The organism is Nocardia ninae NBRC 108245 (genome assembly GCF_007990755.1).
In the GTDB taxonomy this organism is placed as follows: domain Bacteria; phylum Actinomycetota; class Actinomycetes; order Mycobacteriales; family Mycobacteriaceae; genus Nocardia; species Nocardia ninae.
In genome coordinates this window covers 1-18,947 of record NZ_BJXA01000053.1, presented here as the reverse complement: position 1 = coordinate 18,947, position 18,947 = coordinate 1, and the positions used below count along the sequence as shown (strand labels likewise).

16 protein-coding genes and 1 pseudogene are annotated in these 18,947 nt (G+C 68.0%); 11 read left to right on the top strand and 6 right to left on the bottom strand.

Features of this window, described 5'->3' with window-relative positions; translation table 11 throughout:
* Nucleotides 1-108: 108 nt before the first annotated feature.
* Together NN4_RS29930 and NN4_RS29925 are read right to left on the bottom strand one after the other, a co-directional pair.
* On the bottom strand, nt 109-3,504 hold the full coding sequence (locus NN4_RS29930; RefSeq protein ID WP_186818701.1) for a tetratricopeptide repeat protein: 3,396 nt from the start codon (nt 3,502-3,504) through the stop codon (nt 109-111).
* Between the two features lie 117 nt (nt 3,505-3,621).
* The gene (locus NN4_RS29925; protein ID WP_147138561.1) at nt 3,622-6,654 is read right to left on the bottom strand and encodes a tetratricopeptide repeat protein; all 3,033 of its coding nucleotides are present in this window, start codon (nt 6,652-6,654) and stop codon (nt 3,622-3,624) included.
* Between the two features lie 166 nt (nt 6,655-6,820).
* On the opposite strand from NN4_RS29925, the gene NN4_RS29920 reads away from it, so the two are divergent.
* From NN4_RS29920 to ligD, 5 genes are all read left to right on the top strand, one after another.
* Nucleotides 6,821-7,054 (top strand): NfeD C-terminal domain-containing protein, encoded by a 234-nt coding sequence (locus NN4_RS29920; RefSeq protein ID WP_135237227.1) that lies wholly within the window; start codon nt 6,821-6,823, stop codon nt 7,052-7,054.
* A 30-nt stretch (nt 7,055-7,084) separates the two neighbouring features.
* The gene (locus tag NN4_RS29915; RefSeq protein WP_135237226.1) at nt 7,085-8,185 is read left to right on the top strand and encodes an SPFH domain-containing protein; all 1,101 of its coding nucleotides are present in this window, start codon (nt 7,085-7,087) and stop codon (nt 8,183-8,185) included.
* Between the two features lie 40 nt (nt 8,186-8,225).
* Nucleotides 8,226-8,624 carry a cold-shock protein gene (locus NN4_RS29910; RefSeq protein ID WP_371865768.1) on the top strand — a complete coding sequence of 133 codons (399 nt, stop codon included), beginning with the start codon at nt 8,226-8,228 and terminating at the stop codon, nt 8,622-8,624.
* A 142-nt stretch (nt 8,625-8,766) separates the two neighbouring features.
* Nucleotides 8,767-9,897, top strand: a complete 1,131-nt coding sequence (locus NN4_RS29905) for an ATP-dependent DNA ligase (protein ID WP_186818704.1) — start codon at nt 8,767-8,769, stop codon at nt 9,895-9,897.
* Complete coding sequence (gene ligD, locus NN4_RS29900; protein WP_147138560.1) at nt 9,894-10,895, top strand: non-homologous end-joining DNA ligase; 1,002 nt, start codon at nt 9,894-9,896, stop codon at nt 10,893-10,895. The genes NN4_RS29905 and ligD overlap by 4 nt, the downstream gene beginning before the upstream one ends.
* Nucleotides 10,896-10,899: 4 nt before the next feature.
* Here the strand turns inward: ligD and NN4_RS29895 are convergent, their stop codons facing one another.
* Nucleotides 10,900-11,658, bottom strand: a complete 759-nt coding sequence (locus tag NN4_RS29895; protein WP_147138558.1) for a DUF4190 domain-containing protein — start codon at nt 11,656-11,658, stop codon at nt 10,900-10,902.
* Nucleotides 11,659-11,851: 193 nt separating this feature from the next.
* Between NN4_RS29895 and NN4_RS29890 the strand changes: the two genes are divergently transcribed.
* Entirely contained in the window at nt 11,852-12,214 is a 363-nt protein-coding gene (locus tag NN4_RS29890) for a hypothetical protein (RefSeq protein ID WP_147138557.1), read from the top strand.
* A 60-nt stretch (nt 12,215-12,274) separates the two neighbouring features.
* Here NN4_RS29890 and NN4_RS29885 read toward each other — a convergent pair whose 3' ends face one another.
* The 3 genes from NN4_RS29885 to NN4_RS29875 form a co-directional block, all read right to left on the bottom strand.
* Nucleotides 12,275-12,946 (bottom strand): TetR/AcrR family transcriptional regulator, encoded by a 672-nt coding sequence (locus NN4_RS29885; RefSeq protein ID WP_135237221.1) that lies wholly within the window; start codon nt 12,944-12,946, stop codon nt 12,275-12,277.
* Entirely contained in the window at nt 12,930-14,075 is a 1,146-nt protein-coding gene (locus tag NN4_RS29880) for an acyl-CoA dehydrogenase family protein (protein ID WP_147138555.1), read from the bottom strand. The genes NN4_RS29885 and NN4_RS29880 overlap by 17 nt, the downstream gene beginning before the upstream one ends.
* A gap of 133 nt (nt 14,076-14,208) precedes the next feature.
* Nucleotides 14,209-14,901 (bottom strand): TetR/AcrR family transcriptional regulator, encoded by a 693-nt coding sequence (locus NN4_RS29875; protein WP_246181159.1) that lies wholly within the window; start codon nt 14,899-14,901, stop codon nt 14,209-14,211.
* 199 nt (nt 14,902-15,100) lie between these two features.
* On the opposite strand from NN4_RS29875, the gene NN4_RS29870 reads away from it, so the two are divergent.
* The 5 genes and pseudogenes from NN4_RS29870 to NN4_RS29850 form a co-directional block, all read left to right on the top strand.
* A complete protein-coding gene (locus NN4_RS29870; protein WP_147138553.1) occupies nt 15,101-16,030 on the top strand; it encodes an alpha/beta fold hydrolase in 930 nt (309 codons plus the stop codon).
* Nucleotides 16,031-16,070: 40 nt separating this feature from the next.
* Nucleotides 16,071-16,280 carry a hypothetical protein gene (locus NN4_RS29865; protein WP_147138551.1) on the top strand — a complete coding sequence of 70 codons (210 nt, stop codon included), beginning with the start codon at nt 16,071-16,073 and terminating at the stop codon, nt 16,278-16,280.
* A complete protein-coding gene (locus tag NN4_RS29860) occupies nt 16,277-17,800 on the top strand; it encodes a hypothetical protein (protein ID WP_147138549.1) in 1,524 nt (507 codons plus the stop codon). The genes NN4_RS29865 and NN4_RS29860 overlap by 4 nt, the downstream gene beginning before the upstream one ends.
* Nucleotides 17,801-17,845: 45 nt before the next feature.
* Nucleotides 17,846-18,631, top strand: coding sequence for a hypothetical protein (locus NN4_RS29855; protein ID WP_147138547.1), 786 nt, complete (start codon nt 17,846-17,848; stop codon nt 18,629-18,631).
* Between the two features lie 84 nt (nt 18,632-18,715).
* A pseudogene (locus tag NN4_RS29850) lies at nt 18,716-18,947 on the top strand (short-chain dehydrogenase); the annotation flags it as partial.

Sequence of the window (18,947 nt, the reverse complement as noted above, 5' to 3'; positions counted from 1 at the left end):
CTGCCCATCGACACCTAGTTCCACTGACGCCCACTACTCGCGAAGTCGGGAGTGCCCACTAGTCCCGAATTCGGGAGCGCCGGACATTCACGGAGTCTGCAGCGCCGGCTATTCACGGAGTCGGGAGCGCCAGTGCGCCAGGTGATTTCGGGTCACCTCGGTGTCCCGATGATCAGCGCCCAACACCCGCTCCCGGTCGGTGAGCAGGCGCGCGAAGTCGGCTACCGCGCCCGCGATATCGCCGGCGTGCGCGCGATAGGCGGCGAGGTTGTTGCGGGTGAGCAGCGTGTCCGGATGGTCAGGGCCGAGTACCCGGAGGCGGTCGGCGAGCAGTTGCTCGGCGTCGTGCACAGCGCGCTGCACGTCGCCCGACCGCTCCCGATACGACACAAGATTGGTGCGCGTGACCAGCACGTCGGGGTGGTCCGGGCCCAGGACGCGCAGCTGATCGGCGAGGACCCGCTCGGCCTCCGCGATCGCACCGGCCGAGTCGCCACCGCGTGCCCGGAGCGACGCGAGATTGCCTCTGCTGTAGAGGGTTTCGCGATGACCCCGGCCCTGCACCCGCATCCGGTCGGCCACCACGTCTTCCAGCTCGGCCGTCGCACGCGCCAGGTCGCCGGCCTGTGCGCGATAGGCCGCGAGGTTCGTGCGCGTCCGCAGCACGCTCGGGTCGTCGGGTCCGTGCAGGCGAAGTTGTTCGGCCAGCACGGTTTCGGCCGCCGCGATCGCCCCGGCGATGTCGCCATCGCGCGCTCGCACAGTAGCGAGTTTCGCGCGGGTGAGCCGCACCCGGCTGTCGTCGGGCCCCAGCACCTCGCGCTGATCCGTGAGTAGCTCCGACAGCTCCGTTATGGCGCCCGCCGAGTCCCCGTTCTGGCTGAGATATCCCGCGAGGTTGCTACGGGTTGCCATGGTGTCGGGGTGATCGGAGCCCAGGATGCGACGCTGATCGTCCAGCAATTGCCGCGCCTCGGCGATGGCGCCGGACAGGTCGCCCCGCAGCGCCTTAAGTGAAATGAGTCTGTTCCGCGTAGCCAAGGTCGCCGCGTGGTCTGCGCCGAGCACTCGGCGCCGGTCGGCGAGGACCCGGGTCAACTCTGCCGCGGCGTCCGCCGCATCACCGGACTCACCACGGCACACGGCCAGGTGATGGCGTGTCGTGAAAGTGTTCGGATGGTCCGGGCCGAGGATCGTGAGCTGGTCATCGAGCAGGCGCGTGTACTCGGCGATCGCACCGGGCAGATCGCCGCTCTCCGCCCGCCGCAGCGCCAGATACTCCCGCGCCTGCAACGCATCAGGATGCACCGCACCGACCACTGCCTCGATCGACGGCAACCACGCGGCCCACAGATCGCGGTTGTCGGCGGCGCGCGGCGTCTCGAGGGTGGTGAGGTAGGCCAGCGCTCGGCCGCTGTCTCCGCATTCGAGATAGTGGCGGGCCGTCGATCCACGGGCGTACTCGACAGCTCGGGCGCTGGCGCACCGCATCGTGGCCGCGATGATCGCGCGGTGCGCGTCTTTCATCGCCACGTCGAACCACTCGAACTGAGCTGTCAGCGCAGGCAGCAGTGCGTTGTGGGCGATGCCGAGGGACTCCTGCGTGGTGCCCGGGTTGCTGCGCGTGAGCAACGCGCCCAGGCTGACCGTGATATCGCGGATACGGACCGACGTGATGTCTTCACGGAACGACGACATCGCGCTCTCGAGCAGCTCGATGGGTAACACCGGGCCTGCCCCGGCCGCCACGAGGATGGCGAGCATCGGACCGATCGAGCCGGCCGCAGCGGATCCGGCCGTGTACATCGCGGTGCGAACTCGCTGGGCCACAACGGCTTCCAGTTCGGTGCCGACCGACACCGAGCGCCCGCTCAACGACGGCAGGACTTCGCTTTGCAACCGAGCCAGCAGCCAGCCCCCGGCTTCCGGCGCCCTGACGGCCTCGTCTTCGTCCTCGGCAATGTCCGGCTGCGGTGTACCCCAAACCGGGCCGTCGTCCGAACTGCTTGTCTCTTCGAGCCAGGGCGGCAGCCCTTGGGGTGTGGGCACTGTGCCGCTCGGCGACTTCGCAGGCGCACCGAGTCCAGTGGGCGCGTCGGTCGAACTGGTCGGGGCAACCGGAACGAGCTCACGCCACCCGGCCTGCACGAGGGCGGCAATGTCGGCGGCGGTCGGCTCGGGCAGCGCGACGCGATGCATGTGGGCGAGGGCCGGGTGCCGGTCGGTGCCGGATCCCTTCCGGATCGCGGCGATGACGCGGACATGCCGCAGATCATCGCAACCGGTGAGCTCGGCGACCGCCGCTACCAACAGTTTTCGGCTGCCCGCTTCCGGCTGATCGAGGCCGTCCAGCACGAGCGTGATCCGGCTACCCGGCCTCGATACCGCGGCCAGCGGCCGCCGGACACAGATGTCGAAAACATCCGATTCAGCAGCTTCGGCATGTTCCTGAGCGGCGCGCAGTGCTTCGACGTACCCCGGAACTCGCTCCGCCAGCTGAGCAGACAACTCCTCGGCCACCGATTCGAGCGAGCTGCTCGCCGTGAGAAAGACTGCCGCAGTGACATATTCGGGCGCGATGGCCAGACCATCGACCACGCTGGGCCGGATCAGCAGCGCCATCAGGGTCGACTTGCCTGCGCCCGGCGGACCGACCACCGCGCGCAACCGCTGGCCACCCGCGTCGATCACGTCGGCGAGGCACTCACGCATTGTGTCGGTGAACAGCAATCGGCGGGTCAACTGGTCGACGACACCGGCCGCGGGCCGACCGGTGAGCGCGTCTCTGCGCCGAGCCGCGTTGGGTACCAACCACAATCCGGCATCACCACCGGGACTCGTGGACACCGTGCCCGCGGTGAACGACAAGTGCAACGGCTGTTGCAGGGCACAACCGCGCGCGACCGGATCGACCAGGTCGTACGGCAGCAGATTCTCGCCACGCAGCGGCAGTCCGGCACCGAAGGTGGAAAGCATTGTGCGAGTGAAACATCCCGCATAAGCAGGCCCGTCCCCCGCCGCCACCAGCAACTCCATCCGCCCCGCCGACCGCGCCAGCGGCCCGGTCCACAACCGTGCGGCACCCCGCACCCCCTGCTCGGTCTCACACGCGTCGACCAACACGATCAACCCGTCCAGCGCAGAAGTATTGAGCCGCTCCCTGATCCCCTGCGTCAAATGAAACGCGTTGTCCGACCGCGGCACTACCGGCGAATCGCGCGCCATCAGATAGAAGTCCCCCGAATTGGTAGCCGTCCCATGCCCGATGAACGCGACCAACAGCGTCGCCCGCTGCTCCGAAGCCCGGTCGAACGCCGCATCGATCGCCGTAACCAGTTCCCCCGCAGTCGGATCGAGCACCGGCCCGTCGACCTCCGTCGCACTCCCCCACCCGCCCGACTCCCGCAGCCGCGCATACAGATCAGCAGCCAGCCGATCCGTGAACCCCAGCTCCCCCAACGCCGCACACTCCGACCCCACCACCAGCGCAAGCCGTCCTCCCATGCCAGGGAACATACCGTGCGCGCTATGCGGAAACCTGCACTGGCTCTCGGGACCCGCACCCACTCGGGGGTGCCCCCAGCGGTGCGGATCCCGAGAGTCGGTGCGGATCAGCGGGAATCACCGCCCGAGCTGCTCGCGCCAGTAGGCGAGGGTGGTTTGGGTGCGGATGGTGGCGGCGTGGGTGGGGCCCAGGGCGCGGAGTTCGGCGACAAGGAGGACTTCGAGTTCGGCGACGGCGCCGGCGATGTCACCGTTCTGGGCTTGGCGGGCGGCCAGTTCATTGCGGGTGGCGAAGGTGTCGGGGTGGTCGGGGCCGAGCACACGCAGCCGGTCGGCGAGCAGGCGGGCGAAATCGGCGATCGCGCCGGGGAGGTCACCGGCGTCGGCACGGTAACTCGCCAAGGAGCTTCGGGTGGTGAGGGTGTCGGGGTGGTCGGGGCCCAGCACGCGGAGACGGTCGGCGAGCAGGTGTTTGAACTCGGCGCCCGCGCCGGCCAGGTCGCCGCTGCGAGCGCGGAAGGCGGCCAGGCTGTTTCGCGCGGCCAGGGTGGCGGGGCGGTCGGGGCCGAAGACACGCTGGCAGTCGTCGAGTATCTGCTCGAAATCGGCTCGGGCACCGGGGAAGTCGCCGGTCTCGGCGCGCCAGTAGGCCAGGCTGTTGCGGGTCTTCAGGGTTTGCGGGTGCTCGGGACCCAATACCCGGGAGCGGTCGGCGCGTAGTTCTTCGAAATCGGCGATGGCGCCGACGAGGTCGCCCAGGTCGGCGCGGTTGGACGCCAGGTCGTTTCGCGTGCGCAGAGTGTCGGGATGATCGGGGCCGAGCAGGCGGCGCTGGTCGCTGAACAGCCGCTTGTACTCGGCGCGGGCGCCCATGTAATCGCCGCAGCGGGCCCGGTAGGTGGCCAGGTTCGCGCGCGTGCCAAGGGCTTTGGGGTGATCCGGGCCGAGAATGCGCAGGCGGTCGGCCAGCAGCAGCTCGAAGGCGGTAATGGCGCCGACCAGATCGCCGCTCTCGGCGCGGTGGTAGGCCTCGCGACTGCGGGTGGTCAGGGTATCTGGATGGTCGGGGCCGAGCGTCTCGATGAAGGCGGGCACCCAGGCCGCCCAGAGATCGCGGTTGTCCGCGGATCGCGCGGTCTCCAGCAGTTCCAGGAAGTGCAGGGCGCTGGCGGAATCCCGATAGGCGAGGCAGTGCCGCACGGCCGAGCCGCGCGCGTAGTCGGCGGCGCGGTCGCTGGTGCTCTCCTTGATCGCGGCCACGATGGCCCGATGCGCGTCCTCGAGTTCCGCGCCGAGCAGCCTGCACTCGTTGCGCAGTCCGGGCAGCAGGGCGCTGTGCGTCACGCCGAGCGACTCGCGCGGGGTACCCGGCCGGCTGCGCGTCACCAGCGCGCCCAAAGCTACCGTCATATCCCGGATCCGGGCGATGTGGAAGTCCACGCCGAGCGCCGTCATCGCGGCATCGAGCAGCTCGATCGGCAGTACCGGCCCGACCCCGGCAGCGACCAGCACACTGATGAAAGTGCCTGCCGCACCGGTGGTTTCGGCGGACATGCCGCGCAGCGCCCCTTCGACGCGCAAGGCGACAATGCGGTCGAACCCGATACCGGCGGCGACCGCACCGTCGGTAATGCTCGACGCCACCTCCGCCAACATCCGAGCCAGCAGCCAGCCGCCGGAAACCACATGCGCCCCGTCCCCGACGGCCATCGGCGTCTCGACCAGCAACGACTGAATCCAGTTCACCCAGTCCGCCGGGTCTGCGGGTGCCCCGCTGCCGCGCGCGGACCCGACCACGGTGGCGATGTCGTCGGCGGCGGGTTCGCCCACCTCGATCCGGTGCATGTGCGCCAGCTTCGGCGAGTGCTCGACCCCCGTCCCGTCCCGGATGCCGACGATGACCCGCACGTGCCGCAGATCGTCGCGCCTGGTCAGATCGGCGATGGCGGAGGCGAGCAACCGCCGGGTGCCTTCCTGCGGTTGGTTCAACCCGTCCAGCACCAGCGTGACCCGCCTGCCCGCGGTCGACAGTCGCGCCAGCGGGTGCCGCACCGTCAGGTCGAAGATGTCGAACTCGTCCCTGGCCCGGTGCGCGCGCACCGTCTGCGCCGCCTCCGCGAATCCGGGCAGTCGCGCGGTCAGCTGCGCCGCCAGCTCGGCCGCGACCGCCTCGATCGAGCTCGCGGCGGTGAGAAAGACTGCGGCGGTGACGTATTCGGGCGTCACCGCGAGCCCTTCGACCAGGCTCGGTCGAATCAGCATGGCCAGCAAGGTGGACTTACCCGCACCGGCTGGGCCGATCACCACGCGTAGGCGATGACTGCCCGCGTCCACGATCGCGTCGAGATGCTCACGAACATCCGGCGTCACCAGCAGTCCGCGGGTGAGCTGATCGACGAATCCCGCTGCCGAGCGCCCACTTACGGCATCCCGATGTCGCGCGGTATTGGGCACCAGCCAGAGCCCCGGATCCGCGGTCTGCGCCACCGACACCGAACCCGAGGTGAACGAAAGATACTGCGGCTGTTGATGAACGCAGGTCCCGGCGATCGGATCGACCAGATCGGCGGGCAGCAGATTCTCGCCACGCAGCGGCAGCCCGATGTCGAACGTGGACAGCATCGTTCGGGTGAAACAGCCGGAAAAGGCGGGCCCCTCGCCGGCCGCGACCAGCATCTCCATCCGCCCTGCCGACTGGGCCAGCAGATCGGTCCACCGGCGCGCCGCACCGATCACGCCCTGCCCGGTCTCGCAGGCATCGACCAGCACCACCAGGCCGTCCAGCGCCGACTGGTTCAGCCGTTCCCTGATCTCCTGGGTGAGGTGAAAGGCGTTGCGCGAGTTGGGTACTGCGGGCGAGTCATGCGCGAGCAGATAGAAATCCTCGGCGCTGGTCGCCACGCCGTGGCCGATGAACGCGAGCAACAAGGTCGCCTGCCGTTCCCCGGCCTCCGCGAACGCCGCATCCATCACCGTCGCCAGTTGCCCCGCAGTCGGATCCAGCACCGGCCCGTCCAGCTCCGTGGCCGAGCGCCAACCACCGACCTCGGTCAAGCTCGCGTACAACCCGTTGGCGAGTTCGCCGGTGAACCCCAGTTCCCCCAGCGCCGCACACTCGGACCCGACAACCAACGCGAGCCGTCCTCCCATGCAAGCAACATACCCGTGGGCTATCGACGGCGATCACACACCCGCAACCTGGGCATTCCGGCGTGACAACGATCGCGTCACGGTCGCCGTCTCCGTTCGGATACCGAAACGTGCTGTGCGGGACGTAGTGTGGCGGTCTGGTTGCCAGCGGGAGGAGATCGGTGCGATGAGCGACCCGGTGGTCGGTTTGACGGGTACGCTCACATCGCCGATCCGGGGTGCGGGCTTGCTCGGAGAGGTACTGATAGCAATTCGAGGGGGGACAGAGCTGTACATCGCACGCGCCGCCGAGCCGATTCCGGCGGGCGCGACCGTGCTGGTCATCGAGGTGAATCCGGGACGCATCCTCGATGTGGTGCCGTGGATTCCGCTGACGCCGGAACCGACCCGACCATTCTGAAGCAGTTCTGAAACAGTAAGGGAGACAACCGTGCTGGGTTACCACGTACCCAACCCGGACGAGGCGATGCTGATCAGCGGCGCCAAGAGCAAGGACAACGCGCCGTTCAAGGTGGTGATCGGCCGCGGCAGCTGGGTGATTCCACTGTTCCGCAAGGTCAGCTACCTTTCGCTGGCCATGTTCGAGGCCGAGATCAAGGAGCGCTGCGTCACCAAGCAGGCGATCCAGCTCGAGGTCCGTGCGGTGATCGCGTTCAAGGTCGCCAACGACACCACCTCGATCGTCAATGCGGCGCAACGCTTCCTGTCCGAACAGGAGAAGGAGATGTCGGTGCTCACCGGCCGCATCTTCTCCGGCCACCTGCGCTCGATCGTCGGCTCGATGACGGTCGAGGAGATCATCCGGGAACGCCAGAAGCTGGCCGATGAAGTGCTCGTGGCCTCCAAGGTGGAGATGGGCAATATCGGGCTCTGGGTGGACTCCTTCCAGATCCAGTCCATCGACGATGGCAACCTCGGCTACATCCAGGCGCTGGCCGCGCCGCACAACGCCTCCGTCCAGCGCGACGCGCAGATCGCGCAATCGCAGGCGGCGCAGCTCTCCGCGCAGGCCGAGCAGGAGTCGCTGCGCAGGCAGGCGGAGTACCAGCGCGAGACCGCGATCCTGCGCGCGCAGTACCAGCGCGACATCGACAAGGCGAATGCCGAAGCGGCACAGTCGGGTCCGCTCGCCGAGGCGATGGCGATGCAGGAAGTGCTTACCGCACAAGCCATCCAGGCGCGCAAGGAAGCCGAGCTCCGCGAGCAGCAGTTGCAGACGGAAGTGGTGAAACCCGCTCAGGCCGAGGCGGAACGGGTGCGCATCCTGGCCGAGGCGGAGGCCGACCGCACCAGGATCCAGGCCGCCGCGGCCGCGTCGAACAACCGGATCGCGTTGGACCAGTTGTTGATCGAACAACTTCCGGAAATCGTCAAGCAGGCGTCGAACGGATTGGCGAACGCGAATCTGACCGTGCTCAACGGGCCGGACGGAGTGAGCGAACTCGTCAACGGAATGGTCGGCCAGGGCCTCACCGTTTTCAATTCATTACAAAAGGCGCTTTCAACCAACGACAGCGAAAACGCGGGCTAAGGTGGCCGGGTAGCGACGGCGCGGCGAGGAGCGGGTGTTGGTGTCCATCGGGAAATTGGTGTCGTTCGACAGCTCTCGGGGATTCGGTTTCATTCGACCGGAAGATGGCGGGCCGGACGTATTCGTGCACGTCAACGACATCGGTCTGGACGAAGACGAGTTGCGCCAGGGTCGGGTGTTCGAATTCGACATGACAGAGGGTGATCGTGGGCCGAAGGCCGTCAATCTGACTGTGGTGGCCGGTCAGCCGGGCCCGCCGCCCGCGCCGCACAAATCCAAACATCGGTCGAACTCGGGCCAGCTGAACGCGAGCGAACACAAACGACTGATCACCGAGCTGCTGCTCGACGCGAGCCCCGCGCTCACCGCGGGTGAGATTCTCACCATCCGCGATCGGCTCACCGTCTTCGCCGAGCAGCATGGATGGTTGGACAGCTGAGAGGTGTACCGCCGCATCCGCGCGTTCGATGATCTTGTCGGATGCGGCGCATACGATCATCGGCGAGGCCACTGCCCGCACCGATGAATTTCGCACGATCGCGGCGTCGGTACGGGTGAGCAACGAACCCGAGGAGGATCGCGTGGACCTGCCGGTCATGCCGCCCGTCAAGCCGATGCTGGCCAAAACCACGTCCGGCGTGCCACGCGAAGCGGGGTTGAGTTACGAGCCCAAATGGGACGGATTCCGCTGCATCGTGTTCCGCGACGGAGACGAGGTGGAGCTCGGCTCACGCAACGATCGCCCGCTCACCAGGTATTTCCCCGAGGTCGCCGAGCTGCTGAAGCAGGCGCTGCCGGATCGGTGCGTCGTCGACGGCGAGATCGTGGTGGTCACCGAGCAGGGCCTCGACTTCGACACCCTGCAGAATCGGCTGCACCCGGCCGCCTCACGGGTCAACAAACTGGCCGTGGAGACCCCGGCCAGCTTCGTCGCCTTCGACCTGCTCGCCCTCGGCGACAAGGACCTGACCGAGGAACCGTTCGCCGAACGCAGGCGGCTGCTGGAAACGATCTTGGACACCGCGCTCGCACGCGTGCACCTCACACCGATCACCCAGGATCCCGACGTCGCCGAGGACTGGTTCACCCGTTTCGAGGGCGCCGGCTTCGACGGGGTGATGGTCAAGGGCAATGACCTCACCTACCTGCAGGACAAGCGGGTGATGCTCAAGGTCAAACATGAACGCACCGCCGACTGTGTGGTCGCCGGATTCCGCTGGCACAAGGACGGCGAGGGCGTCGGTTCGCTGCTGCTCGGCCTGTTCGACGACGAGGGCAATCTCAACCACGTCGGCGTCGCGAGCAGCTTCACGGCCGCGCGGCGCAAGGAACTGGTCGAGGAACTGGCACCGCTGCGCGAGAACGCCCTGGAAAACCATCCGTGGCGGGAATGGGCCGATGCCGCGGCGCAGGCCAGGGCCGACGGCAAGATGCCGGGCGGGGTGAGCCGCTGGACCGGCGGCAAGGACCTGTCCTGGGAGGCGCTGCGCACCGAACTGGTCGCCGAGGTCCGCTACGAACACGTGCAGTCCGGGCGGCTGCGCCACGGCGGCAGGCTGGTCCGCTTCCGGGCCGACCGCACGCCGAAATCGTGCACCTACGCCCAGCTCGATGAGGCACCGCCCGCCGAATTGAGTGCGATCTTCACCGAGGTCCCGGCAAAGGGCGACGGCGCAGCGCCCGCGAAAGCCGATAGCGAGGCGAAGTCATGACCGAGTCGGTCGATATCGAGCTGGACGGCCAGACAGTCACCATCAGCAATCCCGACAAGGTGTATTTCACCAAGCGGGGCGAGACGAAACTCGATCTCGTGCATTACTACCAGGCGGTGGCCGAACCGTTCCTGAATGTGGTCGGCGGGCGTCCGTTGCTGCTGGAGCGTTATCCCGACGGCGCGTCCGGTAAGTCGTGGTTTCAGAAGCGGGTGCCGAAAACCGCGCCGAAGTGGCTGCACACCGTCGAGGTGTCCACGCCGAACGGCACCACCGCCGACGCGCTCGTCGCGCACGATCTCGCGCACATTCTGTGGGCGGTTAACCAGGGCTGCCTCGGTTTTCACGTGTGGCCCAACCGGGCGGACAACCTGAAGATCGCCGACGAACTTCGCATCGACCTCGATCCCTCCCCCGGCATCACCTTCGACGATCTCAAGCACGCCGCCGTGCTCACCCGAGAGTTGTTCGCGGAGTTGGGCATCGAGTCACGGATCAAGACGTCGGGCTCGCGCGGCCTGCACATTTATGTTGCGCTGGAACCGAATTGGGATGGATACCAGGTGCGGGCCGCCTCCGTCGCGCTGGCCAGGGAGCTGGAGCGCCGCCATCCCGAGGAGATCACCGCGCAGTGGTGGAAAGAGGAGCGCGGCAACCGCGTGTTCGTCGACTTCAATCAGAACGCCCCGCACAAGACGGTGTTCGGGGCGTGGTGTGTGCGCCCGAAGGTCGGCGGGCAGGTCTCCACCCCGATCGACTGGTCCGAATTGGACACCGTCGTTCCGGACGAGCTGACCATCGCCACCGTGCCCGCGCGGCTGGCCGACAAGGGCGATCCGTGGGCCGACCGCACACCGCAATCGATTGCCCCACTACTGGAAATGTCGGAACGCGATCTGGCCTCGGGTCTCATGGACGCGCCATGGCCACCGCAGTATCCGAAGATGCCGAACGAACCGCCCCGCGTTCAGCCGAGTCGTGCCAAGAAAGAGGCGTAGAGCGCTACTCGGTCCAGAGCACCCAGGTGCCGCTGCGGCCCGAGAGCTCACAGACCAGCGCGCGCCCATCCGCGGTGCGGCCCGTCTTCGCGGTGCTGCCATCGCATTTGCCCCCGGCCTGCTGGATCGCCGTCGACACCACGAACGGGCCCGACCACCGATAGCTGCCCGAACTGAGTAGACAGATGAGCGTGCCGCCCTCGGCGCCGCTGCCGATCTGGCCGACCTGACTCTCCGTGCACGACGCACCCTTTTTCAGGTTGCTCGGCTCGGTCGTGCTCGTACCCGTGGTGGTCGCTGCCGTGCTCGGCGCGACGGAGGTGGTCGGCGGGGGTAGTCGATCGGCGGTCGACGGCGCCGACAGGCTCGCCGTAGTCGGCAGCCGGTCCGCGCGAGTCAGCGAGTCCGGCAGCATGTTTCCCGACAGCACCACCAGCCCCGCGACGGCGGTCACTTCCGCGACACCGATCAGCAGCGCGAACATCGCCATCACCCGGCCGCGCGGATGCGAGAACGCGATGAACCCGAAAACGATGGCGACCGGAAACAATCCGATCAGCGCGGCCACCAGCGCGACGATCGCATAGGGATTCACAATGGGCGGAATCTCCACCCGCAACCGGCCGGTCCGGCGCCGCGGCGCCTCCTGCCAACGCTCCTCGGGCTCCGGCTCGACCCACTGCTCTTCCTCGGCCGCCGGCCACCTGTCATCCTGCGCTGCCGCAGGCCAACGTTCACTTTCACGGCGATCCGCCCGTGCCATGCCAGGTCCCTCTCCACACAACCACCGTGCAGGAACCTCGGACTGCCCGGACCCGCCCCGATATCCCGACCCACAATAGGGGCACGGCGGCGCGACATCATCTGAAACGTCCAATTGCTGGCTGTTTTGCCATTCGAGGTTCATGCTGATCGGAAAGTGTCACTGATCTTGCGCTGACTCCCCAGGAGGAACCATGTTCGGTAGCACCACCCCCGACGACCGCGAAAACCGGCCGTGGCACGCCCAGGCCGGCGATCTACTCGGCGACAATTACAACGTTCCCGGTCTCATTCTCTGCGCGCTCGGCATGGTCGCGCTGGCCTGCACCCTCACCGCCGCAGGTTACGGCTTCAGCGATTGGACGCAGATCGGCGCGATCGCGACGGCCGCGCTGTGGATCCTCGGTGTCGGCGCGCTGCTGGTCGAGCATCGGCGCGAGGAGGTGCTCGAACGCAAGTACGGCAGGCTCGGCCACGCGCCGGGGCATCGACGGCCGGTGCGCTACAGCATGGAACCAGTCGCTCCCGGCGAGGCGGCCCCGGAGCCACTCAGCTAGACCCTGTGTCGAAGTCCGGCCGGATGTATCCGGTCCTGACGGATACGGACCGCCGCGCGCTCAGTGCCGGCGGTCCACCTTCGGCAGCGACTCGGTGACCAGAGTCATCAGCATGTCGGCGAGCAGCTCGTGCACCTGCGGGCGGGTGAGGGTGCCGCGGGTGATCCATTCGCGCCCCGCGACTTTCACCAGCCCGCCATACGCGCGGACCATCGCGCGCAATGCCGCACTGCGTGCCGAATCGGCCAGCCCGACCATGAGCAGCAGTCGCTCGGCGGCCGCGTCGTCGGCCTGATCGAGGATCTGCTGCACTTCGGGATCGTCGCCGACGCCCTCGTGGCTGGTCACCTTCACCCACGTGCTGCCGTGCTCGGCGATGGTATCCAGCAGCCAGTGCACACTTGCCTCGACGCGCTCACGCTCGGTGCCGGTGGGCACGATCATGTCGTCCAACTTGGGCAGCGTGACCATGCGGCGCACCACCGCGAGATAGAGGTCGCGCTTGTTGCCGAAGTAATGGTTGATCAACCCGCGGGCCACCCCGGCGCGCTGGGCCAGCTCGGCCGTGGACACGGCCGCGTAGGGCCGCTCGCCGAACATGTCGATCGCGCAGGCCAGGATCTGGGCCCGCCGCTCGTCGGGTTCGAGCCGACGCCGGCGCGGCAGCGCGGCAGCGTCGGTATCGCCCCGGCGAGCGGTGGGATCGCTCGTCGTATCAGAGAGACCGGGCAATGAGATCCTTCATCACCTCGTTGCTACCCGCGAGGATGCGCAGGACGCGGGCGCCGGTGTAGAGCTGCGAAATCGGATACTCCGTCATGTAGCCGTAGCCGCCGAACAGTTGCAGGCAGCGGTCCACCACGATACCCAGCTGGTCGGTGAGCCAGTACTTCGACATCGCCGCGGTCGGAATGTCGAGTTCGCCGCGCAGATGCTTGACGATGCAGTCGTCGAGGAAAGTGCGGCTGACCTTCGCGATGGTGGCGCACTCGGCGAGCTCGAACTTGGTGTTCTGCATCGCGAACAGCGGCTTGCCGAAGGCCTCGCGGCCCTTGGTGTACTCGATGGTCAGCTGCACGGCCTGCTCCATCATCACGACCGCGATGATGCCGGTGACCAGGCGTTCCTGGGCCAGCATCTGCATCATCTGATAGAAACCGAGGCCCTCGGACTCGCCGAGCAGGTTCGAAGCCGGCACGCGCAGTCCGTCGAAGAACAGCTCGGCCGTGTCCTGGGCCTTGCCGCCGATCTTGTTCAGGATGCGGCCGCGTTTGAAGCCGGGGGTGTCGTCGGAGACGTCGGCGAAGATCAGCGAGACGCCGGAGGCGCCCTTGGTCGGGTCGGTCTTGGCGGCGATGATGATGCCGTCGCAGAGCCAGCCGTTGGTGATGAAGATCTTCGAGCCGGTGATGACGTACTCGTCGCCCTCGCGGATCGCGCGGGTCTTGATGTTCTGCAGGTCGGAGCCGGTACCCGGTTCCGTCATCCCGATCGAGAGCACCATTTCACCGCTGGCCGCCTTGGGCAGCACCCGCTGCTTCAGTTCCGCGGAACCGAATTCCTTCAGGTACGGCGCGATGATCGAGGTGTGCACCGGCATGCCCATCGAGCCGTCACCCGCCCGGGATTGTTCCTCGATGATCGCGGCCTCGTGCGCGAAGGTGCCGCCGCCACCGCCGAATTCGGTGGGAATAGCGGTGCACAGCAGGCCGAGCTCGCCGGCCCGGTTGTACAGCGCGCGGTCGGGGTGGCCCTGCGCGACGAACTTCTCCTCGTGCGGGACGACCTCCTTCTCGAAGAACGCCTTCGCCAGGTCGCGTACCGCCTCGACCTCGTCGTCACTCCATGCGGCGCGTGCCATCATCGGATCCTTTGCTCGCTGCTCTCCGGCCTCGGTGCCGGTCCCTCGCCATCAGATTCTCGCACTATTGGCGGTGTGTCAACAAAGCGGGCACGCGTCGAGCCGACCGGTGCGATGGGTTACCGGGAAACGGTCAGCTTGCGGGCTGTTGCGCCTGATTCACGGCGGCGAGCGAGGTGAAGATCGGCGTCTCCGGATCGGCGGAAATGCCCTGCCTGCGCAGGAAGCCGTCGATCAGGCCCCAGACGAATTCGGTGGCCTGATCGATGAATTCGGCGGTCCGGTCCGGGTGCGGCACGACCGAGTCGGCCAGCCACAGGTCGGTGATCGCGACGACCACGCCGACCACCGCGCGGGACAGATAGTCGACGCCCGCTGTGTCGATCGGGATGGACTCAGCGATGTCGCGGGCTTGCCTGGCGAAACGGTCCGAGGCCGCGCGGCCGAGATCGAATTGCAGCACGGTGCCGTCGGCCTGCTGGGTCACCTGCGCTTGGCCCAGGAAGCGAAAAACGTTGGGATGCTGGAGAATGCTGTCGGCGTATCCGGTGAGCACCCGCCGCAACGCGGTTCGCGGCGGTTGCAGCATGAGCGTCAGATCGTTGCCCGCGGCGGCCGCGGCGGCCTTGGCCATCCGGTTGCCGATCTCAGTGTAGAGATCGGCCTTGTCGGCGAACTGCCGATACAGGCGGGGCTTGGTGATGCCCGCTTCCCTGGCGATGTCGTCCATGCTCGGCCGCGGTCCGTCCCGGTCGATCACCCGGATCGCGGCGTCGACGATCTCCGCGCGGGAGGTCGTCGACGAACGAACGCTGGGACGGGGCACGACCGCAGCATACACGTACCGCCGGTACGGTAATCAGCGTGAGCTACGCCATAGTCTGTGGCTAGATCTCCCGTTGCCGGGGTTTTCTTCGTACTGTCAGTATCGGAAAACGTACTAGCGGTACGGGGTGCCGGTATCGAGCCACCCCACCGACGAACTGCGTGCACGGCCGGCCGCTCGCACCGAACGAGGCAACGACATGACCAACCTGCTCGACACCGACACCCCCCGCCCGGACCGGCAGTGGACGGTGACCGCTGACGGCACCGAACTCGCGGTCTTCGAATGGGGCGACCCCGCCGCCTTGCCCTTGGTCCTGGTGCACGGCCTCACCGACACCCACCGCGTGTGGGCCACGGTGGCCGCCCTGCTCACCGACGGCTTCCGGGTGATCACCTACGACGTGCGCGGCCACGGCCGCTCGACCAGCCCCGCGCTGCTCGAAGACTTCCGGCTCGACCGGCTCGCGGCCGACTTCTACGCGGTGATCGACGCGGCGAGCCCGAAGCGACCGGTGCACACCTGCGGGCACGGCTGGGGTGCGGTGCAACTGTGGGAGGCCGTGTGCGATTCGCGGGCGAACACCCGAATCGCCTCGTTCACCGCCATTTCCGGCCCCAACCTCGACCACCTCGGCCTGTGGCTGCGGGCCGTTGTACCGCAAGCCAAGCTGAGGGCCGGCGACCTCGGCTGGTGGTTGCGCAATGCCCGCGGAACGCTCAGCCCGGTGCCGGTGGCGCGCAGGCTCTACCCGCCGCGCGTCCGCACGCTGCTGCTGGAACGGCTTGGTGGGCTCTCCCCCGTGCCCGCCCGGATCGCGCGCACCTGGCGCACGGATCTGCTGGCGGGCGGGCGGATCGCGCAGGCCAACCTGCTGCATCATCTGCGCCGCCCGCGGGTGCGACGCACCGCGGTGCCGGTGCAGTTGCTCGTCGACAGCACCGACCCGTTCGTGCCCGCCGCCCTCTACGACACCTCGACCCGCTGGGTCGACCGGCTGTGGCGCTGTGCGGTCCCGGCCGATCACTGGCTGCCGGTCACCGAGCCGCTGCTGGTCGCCGAGGCGATCGCCAACTTCGTGGACGACATGCGCGCCGATCGGGCGGCGATCACCCCGCGCAGCAGCTGACCCGCCCCTTTCGACAACTCGACACCGATACGGAGATCTCATGCCGGACGCAGCCCTGAGCCGAACCCTCGGCGCACCACTGCCCGATGAATTCGACCGGCTCACCGACTCCGACCTCAATGAACTCGACCGCCTGCTGCGCAACGCGGTGGCCGCCCGCGGCGAACGCCTCGGCGCGGCGGTCGAATCCTCGCTCCAGCTCATTCCCCGGCTGATGCGGCCGACCGTGAAAAGAGCGCTCGGTTTATGAGTACCCCACTGATGGCCCGGGCCGAGACCACGAAACTCGCCCGCCTGCTCGATATTTCCGATCCGGCGCAGCTCGACTTCCTCAATGAGCTTTCGCCAGAAGCCATTCGGGCGTTCCGCGAGCGAGCCACCGATCTGCTCTTCGACGGTGACGCCGCACGCATGAAACGCGTTGCCGCCGCGACGAAGTTGGTGCCGACCGCGATCAGCGCCAAGGCCGCCGAGCGCGCGTTCGGTCCGGTGCTGTGCGCGGCCGTCGCGGGCTCGGTCGAACCGTCGCGCGCGGTCGATATCGCCAAGGCGCTGCCCGCGCGGTTCCTCGCCGAGACCGCGATCCAGCTCGATCCGCGGCGCACCGCCGACATCATCGCCGCGGTGCCGCCCCGGCTGGTGGTCGAGGTGGCGCGGGAGTTGGTGCGCCGCGCCGATCACGTCACCATGAGTCGTTTCGTCGGCGTGGTGCCGGAGGAATCGATGCGCGCCGCGGTGCCCGCGATGGGCGACGCCGATCTGCTGCGCATCGGCTTTCTGATGGAGGACAAGTCGGCCGTCGACCGGCTGATGGGCCTGGTCACCGACCGGCTGGCCGGCGTCATCCGGGCCGCGCACGAACAGGATCTGTGGGCCGAGGGCCTCGACCTGCTCGACAGCGTCGGCCCGGAGAATCGGGCCACGCTCGGCGATATCGCGGCCGGGCTCGGCGGCGACGTGCTCGACGGCCTGATCGAGACGGTGCGGGCGCTGGACGCCTGGGAATCGCTGTTGCCGATCACCAGCGCGATGAACGCCGACAGCCTGCGCGTCTTCGCGGAGCGGCCCGCGGTACAGGAGGAATCGGTGCTCGCCTCGATCATGAATGCCGCACTGAACAAAGGGTTCTGGCTCGACCTGCTGCCGCTCGCGGTGCACCTGCGACCGGCACAACTCGCGGTGCTGGCCGCGCGCCTGGCCGACAAATCCGACGAGGAACTCGGCAACCTTGTCACCCAGGCGGATTCGGCGAAGTTGTGGGACGCCATGCTGCCGATCGCGCTCGCCATGACCGATGCCGACCGTCGCCGGATGGCCGGACTGCCGATCATGCGTGGCCCGGAGGTGCTGCGCGCGGTGATCGCCACCACCGCCGAGCACGAACTCTGGTCCCAGGCACTGCCTTTGGTGGACGCGCTGCCCGACTCCGCGACCCCGATCCTCGCCTCGTGCCTAGGCATCCTCGGCAGGGAACAGCTGCTCGCCGCCGTGCGCACCGCCATGCGCAGCGACAACATCGACACCCTGGTCGACATCGCGCTCGCCCAGGACGCCGACGGCCGCGCGCGAGTGCTCGACCTGATCGGCGGGATGGACGATCTCGACGAATTCCTGGCCGCGCTGACACCGGACACGCCAGATGTGGTGTGGGCCGGTCTGATCGAGGTCCGTGCGGAGATCCCCGCCGAATTGCGCACCCGGCTCGCCGCCCGCGCGGACAGCTGCGGCCGCGGCGGCGAGGCGGCCGATCTGCGCGCCGAACAGGCCTGACCGAACGACCGGCGGGGCCGACGGCGAAGTGATACTTTCGCCCCCATGACGGGACCGGCGGCTCAGGGTCCTCGCCTCAGCAACGCCGGCTGGCTGCATCAGCCGTTGGCGCCGATCGGACCGATGCGGCCGTACCCGGACGGCCGGGTGCCGCCGCAACCGCTCGGGCGCTGGAAACAGCCCGGCGGCAACCGACTACGTACGCTCGGTGCCGTGGTGGGGGTCTCGACGCTGGTGATCGTCGGCGTGCTCGGCGTCGCCGACAGCGATCGCCACGCCGACCCGGTGCCCGATCTGCGGGGCTATCACTACGTCGACAATCTGTGCGCGATCACCGACACGGCGCCGTACACGAACTCCGGCTTCGTCTTGGCGCCGTCGAGTTCGACGGGGCCGAAGTATCCACTCCATCAGACCCTGCTGCACAGCGCCGTCGACTCGATGACCTGCACGATTCGCCTCGCTCCGCCGGGGTCCCGGGAGCGGTCCAAGGACACCACGCTCAAGGCCAGCGCTGCCGTGCACAAGCAGACCGATCCCGGTCCAGAATTCACCGCCCGCTTCGAGACCTGGAACAAGTCCGAACTCACCGAGGACGATGACGTCACGCAGATCGACGGCCTCGGTGACGAGGCCTACGTCGTGCGCAAGGAGTCCGAACACGCCCCGAACACGGGCGTCACGGTGGCCGTCCGCGACGGCTGGACCACCTACGAGATCAGCTGGCTGCACCCGCCCTCGCTCAACCCGAACACCGATCTCACGGTGGCCGCCGTCATCGAGTTGTTGAAGGGGACCGCCGCCTCGACCATGGCGCTGCTGCGCGCGTAGGTGACCGCGCGGTAACCGGGTCTCAGGGTTTGCGACAATGGTCGGGTCGATTTCCCAGCTCACCGAAGGATGCCTGTACCACCGATGGCCGAAAGCATGATCGATCCGGACGAACTCGCGACCTGTCTGCGGGTACTGGACCAGGCCGGACAGCTGGAAAAGGAGCATCCGGACTCGGTGGCGGTGCAGCGCGCGGTCGGCCACATGTTCAAGAAGCTCAAGCAGCGGCGCCGGATCGAGGCCAGGACCGCGGTGGCGCAGGCCGACCGCGAGGTGATCGCCGCGACGGCCACCGGCTCGCCGCGGCGGATCGACG

Coding starts and splice junctions, on each gene's coding strand:
- NN4_RS29870 (WP_147138553.1), top strand. CDS start 15,101: ATGACCAACCTGCTCGACACCGACACCCCCCGCCCGGACCGGCAGTGG.
- NN4_RS29925 (WP_147138561.1), bottom strand. CDS start 6,654: ATGGGAGGACGGCTCGCGTTGGTTGTCGGGTCCGAGTGTGCGGCGCTG.
- NN4_RS29865 (WP_147138551.1), top strand. CDS start 16,071: ATGCCGGACGCAGCCCTGAGCCGAACCCTCGGCGCACCACTGCCCGAT.
- NN4_RS29855 (WP_147138547.1), top strand. CDS start 17,846: ATGACGGGACCGGCGGCTCAGGGTCCTCGCCTCAGCAACGCCGGCTGG.
- NN4_RS29920 (WP_135237227.1), top strand. CDS start 6,821: ATGAGCGACCCGGTGGTCGGTTTGACGGGTACGCTCACATCGCCGATC.
- NN4_RS29880 (WP_147138555.1), bottom strand. CDS start 14,075: ATGGCACGCGCCGCATGGAGTGACGACGAGGTCGAGGCGGTACGCGAC.
- NN4_RS29895 (WP_147138558.1), bottom strand. CDS start 11,658: ATGGCACGGGCGGATCGCCGTGAAAGTGAACGTTGGCCTGCGGCAGCG.
- NN4_RS29860 (WP_147138549.1), top strand. CDS start 16,277: ATGAGTACCCCACTGATGGCCCGGGCCGAGACCACGAAACTCGCCCGC.
- ligD (WP_147138560.1), top strand. CDS start 9,894: ATGACCGAGTCGGTCGATATCGAGCTGGACGGCCAGACAGTCACCATC.
- NN4_RS29890 (WP_147138557.1), top strand. CDS start 11,852: ATGTTCGGTAGCACCACCCCCGACGACCGCGAAAACCGGCCGTGGCAC.
- NN4_RS29930 (WP_186818701.1), bottom strand. CDS start 3,504: ATGGGAGGACGGCTTGCGCTGGTGGTGGGGTCGGAGTGTGCGGCGTTG.